This is a genomic window from Microcoleus sp. FACHB-1515, assembly GCF_014696105.1.
Classification (GTDB): domain Bacteria; phylum Cyanobacteriota; class Cyanobacteriia; order Elainellales; family Elainellaceae; genus JAAUTJ01.
The window spans coordinates 39,094-51,124 of sequence record NZ_JACJPO010000074.1; the positions used below are offsets into that span (position 1 = coordinate 39,094).

12 protein-coding genes are annotated in these 12,031 nt (G+C 52.9%); 8 read left to right on the forward strand and 4 right to left on the reverse strand.

The genetic code is table 11. The features are described from left to right. Positions 1-586: 586 nt before the first annotated feature. Positions 587-874, forward strand: a complete 288-nt coding sequence (locus tag H6F67_RS25085; RefSeq protein ID WP_190769386.1) for a hypothetical protein — start codon at positions 587-589, stop codon at positions 872-874. A 251-nt stretch (positions 875-1,125) separates the two neighbouring features. Here the strand turns inward: H6F67_RS25085 and H6F67_RS25090 are convergent, their stop codons facing one another. Beyond that, complete coding sequence (locus tag H6F67_RS25090) at positions 1,126-1,338, reverse strand: hypothetical protein (protein ID WP_190769387.1); 213 nt, start codon at positions 1,336-1,338, stop codon at positions 1,126-1,128. Between the two features lie 207 nt (positions 1,339-1,545). Between H6F67_RS25090 and hemB the strand changes: the two genes are divergently transcribed. The 6 genes from hemB to H6F67_RS25120 all read left to right on the forward strand — a co-directional run bounded on the left by hemB (position 1,546) and on the right by H6F67_RS25120 (position 6,729). Continuing rightward, the gene (gene hemB, locus H6F67_RS25095) at positions 1,546-2,532 is read left to right on the forward strand and encodes a porphobilinogen synthase (protein WP_190769388.1); all 987 of its coding nucleotides are present in this window, start codon (positions 1,546-1,548) and stop codon (positions 2,530-2,532) included. An 81-nt stretch (positions 2,533-2,613) separates the two neighbouring features. Then, a complete protein-coding gene (locus H6F67_RS25100; protein WP_190769420.1) occupies positions 2,614-3,399 on the forward strand; it encodes an SAM-dependent chlorinase/fluorinase in 786 nt (261 codons plus the stop codon). Positions 3,400-3,423: 24 nt separating this feature from the next. Further along, positions 3,424-4,065, forward strand: a complete 642-nt coding sequence (locus H6F67_RS25105; protein WP_190769389.1) for a DUF2301 domain-containing membrane protein — start codon at positions 3,424-3,426, stop codon at positions 4,063-4,065. Further along, a complete protein-coding gene (locus H6F67_RS25110) occupies positions 4,062-5,252 on the forward strand; it encodes an anion transporter (RefSeq protein WP_313927045.1) in 1,191 nt (396 codons plus the stop codon). Before H6F67_RS25105 ends, H6F67_RS25110 begins: the two co-directional genes overlap by 4 nt. Before the next feature lie 45 nt (positions 5,253-5,297). After that, positions 5,298-6,422, forward strand: a complete 1,125-nt coding sequence (dprA, locus tag H6F67_RS25115) for a DNA-processing protein DprA (protein ID WP_190769390.1) — start codon at positions 5,298-5,300, stop codon at positions 6,420-6,422. Between the two features lie 79 nt (positions 6,423-6,501). After that, a complete protein-coding gene (locus H6F67_RS25120) occupies positions 6,502-6,729 on the forward strand; it encodes an acetyltransferase (RefSeq protein ID WP_190769391.1) in 228 nt (75 codons plus the stop codon). Between the two features lie 187 nt (positions 6,730-6,916). On the opposite strand, the gene H6F67_RS25125 is transcribed toward H6F67_RS25120, so the two are convergent. Continuing rightward, positions 6,917-7,858, reverse strand: a complete 942-nt coding sequence (locus H6F67_RS25125; protein ID WP_242020790.1) for an N-acetylmuramoyl-L-alanine amidase — start codon at positions 7,856-7,858, stop codon at positions 6,917-6,919. A gap of 62 nt (positions 7,859-7,920) precedes the next feature. Here H6F67_RS25125 and H6F67_RS25130 point away from each other — a divergent pair, with 62 nt between their 5' ends. Beyond that, positions 7,921-8,904 carry an alpha-ketoacid dehydrogenase subunit beta gene (locus H6F67_RS25130; protein ID WP_190769392.1) on the forward strand — a complete coding sequence of 328 codons (984 nt, stop codon included), beginning with the start codon at positions 7,921-7,923 and terminating at the stop codon, positions 8,902-8,904. Between the two features lie 65 nt (positions 8,905-8,969). On the opposite strand, the gene speA is transcribed toward H6F67_RS25130, so the two are convergent. Both speA and H6F67_RS25140 read right to left on the reverse strand, forming a co-directional pair. Beyond that, positions 8,970-10,931, reverse strand: coding sequence for a biosynthetic arginine decarboxylase (gene speA / locus H6F67_RS25135; protein ID WP_190769393.1), 1,962 nt, complete (start codon positions 10,929-10,931; stop codon positions 8,970-8,972). A 391-nt stretch (positions 10,932-11,322) separates the two neighbouring features. After that, positions 11,323-11,964, reverse strand: coding sequence for a DUF4145 domain-containing protein (locus H6F67_RS25140; RefSeq protein WP_190769394.1), 642 nt, complete (start codon positions 11,962-11,964; stop codon positions 11,323-11,325). Positions 11,965-12,031: the final 67 nt, after the last annotated feature.

Consider the following 12,031-nt stretch of genomic DNA (forward strand, 5'->3'; position numbering starts at 1 on the left):
ACAACAACATCGGATGTGATTCCAGAAACTTGAAAAAGAAATTTTTGTGCTCTTTTCGGCAGCATCCGCGCAAAAGCCAGGACAGCGATCGCCTGTTGGAAGCGGCGATTCCCAACAATGCACCCCGTCCTAAATTAGGAGTACCCAATTTTTGTGACTGAACTCACACCAAGCAGTGATTGCCGAGACGGAAAACTCGATCATCGATACTCAGCTAGGGTATGTTCTAAACCTTTCTGGTGGTGAGATTGCCTAAAGAAGATCCCCCTAAATCCCCCTTCTCAAGGGGGACTTTGAAAACTCACCCTAGATTCAGGAGAAACCGCTTGACTTTGCCGAATAATTCCGCTAGTGTTGCTTGCTAATGCTGCCAAATGACAGCAAAGACCGATCGCTTAGACCCAAGGTCTAGCCACGCGACCCGAAGCTGCTCGCAACAGACTTCGAGCCGCTGACCCACCAAACTGAACAGGGCAGTTGATAGGCTAACTGGGATCATACCCTTCTAGCCGTCTCGATTGCTGCGTCTTGCGTCGGGGCGGCTAGACTTTTGGGTTTTCCTACCCACCTAACACAAGGAAAACTCATGGAATACTTCGATTGCTCGTCCACTAACGGCGGCTCAGATTTGCCTGCCCCCAAGCCGCAAGTTTCTTCGGTGATTCGTCTGCCGCAAGATCCTCGACTGCCCATCAAGCACATCTTGCTTGGTGCGCCGATCGCGGTGCGGCAAACGACAATGCGCCTGCATCAGCTTGGCTATGCCGATGTACACGACTGGGCAGAACCGCTCAAGCTGCGCGATGAAATTTGCTTTACGCCGCAGCCCGAAGACGTGATGAGTATGCTGGTGCGCTATCTCTTCATCGAGTAGACCACAGGGGCGATCGCTCATTAATCGATCGCCCCGAAAAGCAGCGCGATCACCGCTGAGTGATATTCCCCTAGGCTAATGCTTTAAAGCCCTTTGATCCTCCCCAACCCCATAAACAAGGAGGGATCTGAACCACCCTTCAAAGTCCCCCTTCTCAAGGGGGATTTAGGGGGATTAACCAACGGCCATGCGATTCACCAGAAGCGTTTAATACACACCTTAGAACAGTCTTTCGGTTCGATCGAACTTGACTACATCACCGAGGAAAGTTCATCTACGACTTTCAGGCGACCTCGACAGACTGCCCGAAGCACCCGATCGATCGCCCGTCGTTCTTCGTCGCTGAGCGATTCATCCAACACTGCCGCCAGTAGACCATATCGATCGGCCAGCGTCACCACTCCCGTGTAGCTCACCTGTGCAAACATGTCTGCAATAGCGGATTGAATCAAAAACACCTGCATCACGCCAGCAACAACTCGATAGCACTAGTATCTTGTTTCTAGGCAAAAATACCTGTGATGCTACGGAGATTTTTGTGTGATTCGATCGCGCTTTTGATGTGATCGCCATCACTTTCACAGAACGTTACTTTAGCGCTGAGTATTGCTTCACACCCAGGCTTTAAACTCGATCACATTACCCTTGAAACTTAACTCGCGCCTGCTGCTATGTACCCCAACATTCGTCCTCGTCGCCTCCGCAACCATCCTCAACTGCGGCGCATGGTGCGAGAAAACACGTTAACCACCAACGATTTAATCTATCCGCTGTTTGCCGTTCCGGGCGAAGGCATTGCCCAAGAAGTGCGATCGATGCCCGGAGTGTATCAATTGTCGATCGACAAAATTGTTGAAGAAGCCAAAGAAGTTTATGACCTGGGCATTCCTGCGATCATTCTCTTTGGCATTCCTGCCGATAAAGATATCGATGCCACCGGAGCATGGCACGATCACGGCATTGTGCAGCAGGCGGCCACTCGCGTCAAAGCAGCCGTCCCCGATCTGCTTGTCATCGTGGATACCTGCCTGTGCGAATACACGTCACACGGACACTGTGGCTATCTTGAAGTTGGCGACCTGACTGGACGAGTCCTCAACGATCCGACACTGGAACTGTTGAAGAAAACCGCCGTTTCGCAAGCGCAAGCGGGAGCCGACATCATCGCACCTTCCGGCATGATGGACGGCTTTGTGCAGGCGATTCGATCGGGTCTAGATGAAGCCGGATTTCAAGACATCCCGATCCTGTCCTATGCTGCCAAATATGCCTCGGCCTACTATGGCCCGTTCCGCGATGCGGCAGAATCGGCTCCGCAGTTTGGCGATCGCCGCACCTATCAGATGGATCCGGGCAACGGTCGCGAAGCTCTCAAAGAAATCGCCCTCGACATCACCGAGGGCGCAGACATGCTGATGGTCAAGCCTGCTTTGGCCTACATGGACATCATCTGGCGCGTCAAAGAAGCTACTCAGCTTCCTGTCGCTGCCTACAACGTTTCGGGCGAATACGCAATGGTGAAAGCCGCCGCCCTCAACGGCTGGATCGACGAAGAGCGTGTGGTGCTGGAAACGCTGCTTGGCTTCAAGCGAGCAGGAACAGACATGATCTTGACCTACCACGCTAAAGATGCAGCCCGCTGGCTGGCAAAAAGCTAACGCATTCGCGAGAACATCGTGAAACCGCAGGAAGAATTATTTGCTTCCTGCGGCTTGTTTTTTCAAGCGCAATTTCCAGCAATGGCTCGTTTACTGACGCTGCTGACAGATTTTGGAACACGCGATAGCTATGTGGCCGCGATGAAAGGCGTGATCGCCCAGATCGATCGCACCCTCCAGTCGATCGACCTCACGCACGACATCGAACCCCAAGATGTTTACAGCGCTCGCTTTTGCCTGATGACCGCTTATCCGTACTTTCCGCCTGAAACCGTTCATGTTGCCGTTGTTGATCCGGGCGTAGGCAGTTCGCGGCGGGCGATCGCCGTTCAACTCGAAAACGGCTTCTTGGTCGCACCCGACAACGGACTGGTCAGCGGCGTTCTCAGTCAGTTTTCCGCTGTAGCGGCTGTGGAACTGACGAATTCCGCTTACTGGCGCGTTGCCAAAACAAGCTGCACTTTTCACGGACGCGATATTTTTGCTCCGGTGGGTGCACATCTGGCGCGAGGCGTTCCCCTAGCCGAACTGGGAAACCCGATCGATCTCCACAGCCTGATCCAGCTTTCACTTCCGAATCCCGCATCCACAAAAGACGGTTGGACAGGCTGCATCCAGGCGATCGATCGCTTTGGCAATTTGATCACCAACATTCCCGCTGATGTTTTGCCGCCACGCTGGTTCGTGTCGATCGCTCAAACCCGAATCGCTGGCAGCTTCACCTATGCCGATCGTCCGGTCGGAGAACTGCTTGCCCTCGTTGGCAGTCACGGCTTTGTCGAAATCGCGATCAACTGCGGCAGCGCTCAAGCCGCGTTGAAGTTGGCGATCGGTACGCCAATCAAAATCCAAAACGATATCCTGTAAACAACACGCCGCAGCCGACTCGCCATGACCAACGCCGAACCGACGATCGAAATCTATCAAGGCCAATTTGGAGAATTCACCATCACCCCAAGCGATCGCCAAGGCGTGATTGTCTATCGGCTGAGTTTGTTTGTCGCTGCTGTGTGTTTTGCGATCGGCAGCGGATTTGTTTTGTGGAAAGGGGCAGCGATCGCGCCGCTCCTGACGCCGCTGTTTACCGTGTTTGCGATCGCGCTGGGTATCAGCCTGCTGACGATTCACATCTACATGGCCGCGCTGCATCGCACTTTGCAGGCATTTTGGCTGATTGGCAGTTTGGCCGCTTTGGGCGTGGCGCATTTGTATCCTGAACCGTTCGCCGTGAGCGTTTACGCGCATCCACAGACGATTTGGGGCGTGGGCTTTATGTTTGCCGCGCTGAGCGGAATCTTCTTCAAGGAAGCGTTTTGCTTCGATCGCCTCGAAACCAAGCTGCTAACGCCGATCGTTCCGCTTTTGCTGCTCGGCCATTTGTTTGGCGTGCTGTCGATCGACTGGGAGCGAATTTTGCTGATCGTCTGGTCGATCGCTTTCCTTATTTTCGCGGTACGCAAGCTGATTCAAGCTATTCCACCGGACATTGGCGACAAAAGCGTGTTCGCCTACCTGAAGCAAGCGCGATCGTGACGCTGCTGCTGATTGGACAGTTCTTTGTCCTCGCGCTCAGCTATATCGGAATTGGATTGGGCTATCTGCCCGGATTGCGCTTGAATCGAGCCGCAATCGCTTTTGTGGGAGCCGTCTTGCTGATCGGGCTGGGCATGGATCTGGAAACGGCATGGCAGGCGATCGATGCAAACACGATTTGTTTTCTGCTCGGCATGATGATCGTCAATGCCAATCTTGCATCTGCCGGAGTTTTCTCGCTGTCGCTGTCGGTTTTGCTGCAAATGACGCAAAGTCCGTTCGGGCTGATGGTTGTCTTATCGATCGCCAGCGGTGTTCTGTCCGCGTTTTTCCTGAATGACACGCTGGTCATGGTATTTACGCCGCTGACTATCAGCCTGACGCAAACGCTGAATTTGTCGCCTGTTCCTTATCTGCTCGCGATCGCGGCGGCCACCAATATCGGTTCAGTCGCCACGCTCAGCGGCAATCCGCAAAATATTTTGGTTGGTTCGTTTTCGGGCATTCACTATTTAGACTTTGCCCGATCGCTCACGCCAATTGCGATCGCTGGATTAGTTTTGCAAATCGGCTGGCTGTGGCTGCTGTATCCCGACGTGCGATCGATCGAGCCACTTGCCGTTCCCAAACTGCGCGTCCGCTTGTTCAAGCCGCTGCTGCTCAAAAGCCTCATCGTGACGGCAGGGCTGCTGGTGGCGTTTGTGGCAGGTGCACCGCTGGGTAAATCGGCACTGCTGGCGGCAACGCTGCTGCTGGTGACGCGCCGATTGCGATCGCAGCGATCGCTAGAGCGAGTGGACTGGAATTTGCTGCTGATGTTTTCCAGCTTGTTTGTGCTGACTCGCGCAACCGAGCAGCTTAATTTACTGCAAGGCTTGACGGACTGGGTGGCAAATTCGATCGGCTTGCTCAGCGTGACGGCAGTTCTGTCGAATTTGATCTCGAACGTGCCTGCTGTTTTGGTTTTGCACCCGCTGATTGCCGCCGAGAATTCATCAGAATGGTTAATGCTCGCCGCTGCATCCACATTAGCGGGTAATCTAACACTGTTGGGATCGATCGCAAACTTAATTGTGGTCGAAGCCGCTGCAACGCTCGGATATCAGCTCAGCTTTTGGGAACATCTACGATTCGGTCTGCCGCTGACTTTGTTAACGCTGGGATTCGCTTATTTTTGGCTGCGCTAGCGGCTCGATCGAGTTTGATTTCTTCATTTGTTCGACGGTGCAACGATGTCAAAAGAACGTGCATTTTGGCTGGCGTGGTCGCGCATCTCCGGAATGGGAGCCATTTCACAAAAGCGGCTCTATCAGCATTTTGGTAGCCTCGAAGCTGCCTGGGAAGCGGATGTCAACGAACTCGCGCAGGTCGAGGGCATCGGCGAAATGACGGCAACGCTGCTGGTGAGCGATCGATCGCACCTCAACCCGACGCAGCTTTTGCGCCAGCACGAGCAGGACAATCCCAAATTCTGGACGCCTGCCGATCCCGACTATCCGCGCTTGCTGCTGGAAATTCCTGATCCCCCTCCGCTGCTGTACTACCGAGGCGAAGTGCAGCGATCGGAAAATATTGGGGAAACGCCATGCATTGCGATCGTTGGGACGCGCGATCCGTCTGATTATGGCCGCCGCTGGACTCAAAAAATTAGCGCGGCGCTTGCCCGTGAAGGGTTCACCGTTGTTTCTGGCTTGGCGGCAGGTGTAGATACCGAGGCGCATCTCACCTGCTTACGCACCGGAGGAAGAACGATCGCCGTGCTGGGAACCGGAGTCGATCTGGTTTATCCCTGGTCGAATCGGGCACTCGCAAGAGAAATCGCGGAGCGCGGCTTGATGCTGAGCGAATATCCCGCCGGAACGCAGCCCGATCGCGTCCACTTTCCCCGCCGCAACCGAATCATCGCTGGACTTTGCCGCGCCGTTCTTGTCCTGGAAGCGCCGCACAAATCGGGCGCACTGATCACCGCTCGACTTGCCAACGACTACTGCCGCGATGTTTATGCTTTGCCTGGATCGCTCGACAGTCCTCGATCGAAAGGCTGTCTAGAACTGCTCAATCACGGCGCTCATGTGATTCTTGGTGAAGGTCATTTGATGGAGCTTTTGGGCGCAATGCCGCATATTCAGCTTGTGCATTCAACGCCCAAACAGCTTGGCTTGCTGCCGCCAGATGCGATCGATCTTGACCCGGAACTGGAGCAGGTTTTGCAGGCCGTAACGCTGGAGCCTGTTGCGCTCGATCGAATTGTGCAGCAGGTCGATCTGGCAACCGGAGCCGTTCTGAGTGCTCTGTCGCAGCTAGAAATCTTAGGACTTGTCGCTGCCCTGCCCGGAACGCGCTATCAGCGCTGTTGAGTTCCGCTTTGCGATAGATGATCGTCCTGCCCTGCCGACGCAATCTAGAAATAGAATTGTCAAAAGCCGCAGGAGGGCTATGTTTTTACAGGATAAAGAAACTGGAACGATGGTCGAGGTGCTAGACCCGGAAGCGCTGTTTAGCCCGACCGAAACTGAGGTTCCAGGACGGACGCAAGCAGGTCAAGAAGAGCAAGACCCCGAAAAGTTTGCCAAGGCCAATCTGAAATTCCCCTCGGGTGAAGAACTGCCGCGCTGCTGGGTGGATGCTGACTACCGCAACGCTGATGCACCTGCACCCGCCTAATCAGAGGCGATCGCTGCCAAGCAGCAAGAGCCATTCTGATCGAGTGTGTTTTGACAGGCAAAGATCCTCCCCCGCCCTCCTTATTAAGGAGGGAGTCGCCCTCAAAGTCCCCCTTCTCAAGGGGGATTTAGGGGATCGAAGCACAAGCAATCCACCGTTCCGGAACTTTTAGAGCGCGCCCTAGAATTCATGAACGTGGATAAGTTTGCAGCAGTTGCATCAGTCGCGATCGATCGAAGCTGCGGGGGTCAAGGCGCGTTCCCGATCGATCGACGGCTTGATGCGTGGTGATTCGATCGTTCGGCACACGAGTTTGAGCGATCAGCCAAGCTAGCGATCGATACTGCGCGTCGGTGTAGCCACTGTGCGATCGCTGATTGCCGCGACCATCCGGAGGTGTTTCAAGCGAAGTGTGATAGGCGAAATTGTTGACCGAGGGCGGAAAGCCTGCCAGTAGCCGAACGGTTTCCGCACCGTTCGCACCGACAAAGACTGAGTTTCCGGCTCCGAACGCTCGCATTTCGGGCGGCACAAGATAAACGATTGTGCCGTCGCGCCGAATCAAACTGTGATAGCTGACCTGATCGGCGTCGTTTGGGTGCGGCGTTTGAAAGGTATTGATCGCGCTTTGGGCGGAACCGACGGTTTCATGCATGACCACAATCAGCGCATTGTTGACTGGATTGCCGTTGATGTCGGTGGCAAATCGCGGGCCATAGTTGGATGGATCAACCAGTGCTCGTTCTTGACGTGGAGCAGGAAGCGGCGACTGAGCGGCGGCAGGTGGAGTCGTTTGTTTGGGTTGTGAGAGAACCGGGATGTGGGTCGGCCAGCTTTGCTGATCCGGCACGGATCGCGCCAGTCCGCTATAAAGCTGGCTTGCGCCTGTTTTGTTTGCAAAAAACACTATGGCTAGCGCTGCAACCGAGAGAATTACCATTCGCCCAATGCCGCTATTGAGCTTTGTAAACGACCACCATCGACTCCGCATACTCGTCGCCCAAAGATTGAGATTTGTTGAGATGCCAGAATTATAACCTCGCAAAATCCGTGTGGCGATCGCGTCTGGAAAGCGTGACAAATGGCACAAGCAGCAATCGATCGCCAAAATCCGCAGCCGAGAATACAAAAGCCGTCCGTCTAAAGGTTAAGATCTTTGATCGAACTGAACATCTTCTCTCAACCGTAGTAATGGCAGAAACCCTTTTGTTTAACGCTTTGCGCGAAGCGATCGATGAAGAAATGGCGCGTGACTCTTCGGTGTTTGTGCTGGGGGAAGATGTCGGTCACTACGGCGGCTCCTACAAAGTCACCAAAGATTTGTACAAAAAGTACGGTGAACTGCGCGTTCTGGACACGCCGATCGCCGAAAACAGCTTTACTGGAATGGCCGTCGGAGCCGCAATGCTCGGTTTACGTCCGATTATCGAAGGCATGAACATGGGCTTTTTGCTGCTCGCCTTCAACCAAATCGCTAACAACGCCGGAATGTTGCGCTACACATCGGGCGGCAACTTCAAAATTCCAATGGTGATTCGTGGCCCCGGTGGAGTCGGGCGACAGTTGGGCGCAGAACACTCGCAGCGGCTCGAAGCCTATTTTCAAGGCGTTCCCGGCTTGAAGCTTGTCGCCTGCTCCACGCCCTACAATGCCAAAGGACTGCTTAAATCCGCAATTCGCGACAACAATCCGGTTTTGTTCTTCGAGCATGTCTTGCTCTACAACCTGAAAGAAGATTTGCCCGAAGAAGAATATCTCGTGCCGCTGGACAAAGCCGAAGTGGTGCGATCGGGCAAAGATGTCACAATTCTCACTTACTCACGGATGCGGCATCACGTCATGCAGGCGGTCAAACCGCTGGAGCAGCAAGGCTTTGATCCCGAAGTGATCGACCTGATTTCCCTCAAGCCGCTGGACTTTGAGACGATCGGCGCATCGATTCGCAAAACGCATCGCGTCATCATCGTCGAGGAATGCATGAAATCCGGCGGCATCGGCGCAGAACTGACCGCCTCGATCAACGATCGCCTCTTCGATGAACTCGATGCGCCCGTCCTCCGCCTCGCCTCGCAAGATATTCCCACGCCCTACAACGGCAAACTGGAAAATCTGACGATCGTGCAGCCGCAGCAAATTATTGAAGCGGTCGAAAAAATGGTCAGCCTGCGCGTTTAGGCTGGTCAATTTGAAATGAAATCCGGCGTTCAGGAAATGAATTGAACGCCGGATTTTTGCTGCGGTTAATCGTCGTTGGAGAGGTAGGTGTAGCGGCGGAGCGATCGTTCGTAATTCTGCAACAGCAGTTGCGCTTCCGGCAGCTTAATTTGCTTATCCTGCAAGGCTTGCTCGGTCTGACGGCGCATCTGCTCGATTAGATCTTCCGCGTCGTACTGCACATAGCTCAGCACCTCGGTCATCGTGTCGCCCTTCACGACATGCTCGATCTGATAGCCCTTCGGCGTCAGCTTGATGTGAACGGTATTCGTATCGCCAAACAGATTGTGCAGATTGCCCATCGTTTCCTGATATGCGCCGCACAGAAAGAGGCCAAGATAGTAGGGTTCGTGGGACTGCTTCAGCGGATGGAGTTCCAGCACCGATTTCACATCGCGCAGATCAATGAACTGATCGATTTTGCCGTCGCTGTCGCAGGTCAAATCCGCGAGTGTACCGCGCTCGGTTGGTTCTTCGTCGAGTCGGTGGATGGGCATGATCGGGAAAAGTTGATCGATCGCCCAGCTATCCGGTGCAGACTGAAATACCGACAGATTAATGTAGTAGATCGAGGCCATGATCTTTTCAAGATCTTCCAAGTCGTCCGGCACATAGTCCTGCTGACGAGCGATCGCCAAAATCTTTCGACAGCAAGCCCAATACAGCCGTTCGGCTCTCGCACGTTCGACCAAACTTAGATAGCCGAAATTAAACAGGCTGAGCGCTTCTTCCTTGAACTGCGTGGCGTCGTGAAACGCTTCCTGATAATTTTCGGAATCGATCGATCCATAGGTTTCTGACAGATTGCGGATGATCAAATGCTCTTTTTCTTGCAGCGGTTCGGGCACTTCAGACGGCACTTCGCTCGTTCCCAAAACGTCGAAAATCAAGACGGACTGATGCGCGGCGAGGGCAGTGCCGCTTTCGCTGACGATCGTGGGCGCATCGACCTGACGTTCTTCGCAGGCTTCTTTGATCTCGGCCACGATGTCGTAGGCGTAGTTCTGCATACTGTAGTTTTTCGAGGCGTGAAAGTTCGTCTTGGAGCCGTCATAATCGACCGCCAAGCCGCCGCCCACGTCGAGGAATTTCATGTTCGCACCGAGTTTCGCCAGTTCCACGTAAATTTGGCTGGCTTCGCGAATCGCGTCTTTGATCACGCCGATCGCGCAAATTTGCGTGCCGATGTGATAGTGCAAAAGCTGAAGCGAATCGAGCAATTTGGCTGCTCTCAGGCGATCGACCGCATGAATAATTTCAGGAATCGTCAGGCCGAACTTGGCGCGATCGCCTGCCGATGTGCCCCAGCGTCCGGTTCCCTTGCTGCTCAGCTTCGCCCGAACGCCCAAAATCGGCTGAATGTCGAGCTTTTGGCTGGCCGCAATTACCAGATCGACTTCTTCAATCTGCTCCAGCACGATAATCGGCGTATGGCCGAGCCGCTGCGCCAGCATTGCCGTTTCGATATATTCTCGGTCTTTGTAGCCGTTGCAAACCAGCAGAGCGTCGGGCGTTCTCAGCGTGGCAAGCGCAATCAGCAACTCCGGCTTCGATCCGGCTTCGAGTCCGAACTGATGCGGCTTGCCAAAGCGCACCAAATCTTCGACCAGATGCCGCTGCTGATTCGTCTTGACGGGAAACACGCCGCGATACACGCCCGGATAGCTATAGCGCGTGATGGCGCGGCTGAAGCAGGCATTCAAGCGCTCTAGACGATTTTCAAGAATGTCAGAAAAGCGAATCAGCAGGGGCAAATTCAAATTGCGCTGCCGCAGGGCGTTCACCAGTTCAAACAAATCGATCGAGCCGCCGCGATCGCCCTGCGGAGAAACCGTCACGTGCCCAGCCGCGTTAATCGAAAAGTACGGCTCACCCCAACCGTTAATCCGATAGAGTTCTTCGCTTTGCTCGATCGTCCAGTTTGACCTAGGTTCGGGCGATCGAACTAGCCCGTTTTGTGCCTGCACTGCTGCACCGCTTTTTTCCATCAAGAGTTGCCTCAAAAAACTTTACAAGACGACTAGTCTAGCGGAATCTTGAGGGATTTGCAGGAGCTTTCAGGTTAAGGATAGGTGAAGGACGATCGCTTGAGTTTCTTCAAGAGCTACCAAGAATGAGCAGCAAGCATCGCATTGATATGAGTAAGAATGCGATCTAGCTCTGCGATCGCGTCAAGTTCAGCAACTTCATCTACATTTAACTGGTTAGCCTTTTTCTTCTCCAAAAGACTCTCCATCCGAAGCTGAAGAGAGTCGCTGAACTTAAACAAATTTCACTCACCAACTTTCTCAAGCTGAATTTCATGAATCATTGATGATGGTGCATTGAGAATTGCAATCATTTTTACCTCATATATTTGGCTCTAGGGAAGCATGGTAGTTAGGCTGAACTAGAGGTACTATCACGCTTCTGGATTGCGCTTCTGGCATTTTCTGGAAGCCGACTATACAGAGCTTGAATCTGATTAGGTCTTGTAATTCTATCTTCAACAATGAAGTTGATCATATCGAAAAGACTGGCAGCTACATCGGGTGAATCATTAATATTAATCTCGCCAGGGTGAACAGAGTTGTTTCCAATAACTCTGCAATAATCAAGCGCTTGCTGAACTAAAATAGGAAGACCCTTTTCTACAAGTTCTTTGATGTCAGCATTAATATTTTTCCCACTACCTCCTAGATGCAGAAGAAGCTTTTGAACACATAATCTTAGTAATGCAGCCGAGGCTCTAGGAGAAGCAGCAAAAATACTACGTGCTTCCTCGTAATCCAATTTGCAGTCTTCTGGCAAATCTTCATGAGGTGGAACCACTGATACTTCTGGAGGGTCTACGAGGTTTTGCTTATACCAATATGATCTCTGCCCGCAATGACTACATACACAAATATCAAACCGCTCATCTCTCTTCAAGTTATCTTGTGATACACCAGAAAGAACTCTTAACCATTTTTGAGATGCATAAACTCCACAATGTGGACAATGAAATCCTTCTTGCCTATGTTTCGGTGGGTAGTATTTCATAAGTGTTGTGCAAGTAGCTTAGCGGTCTTTAAAATACCTTAGCCTTCAACTGCTGGAAGTATTACCA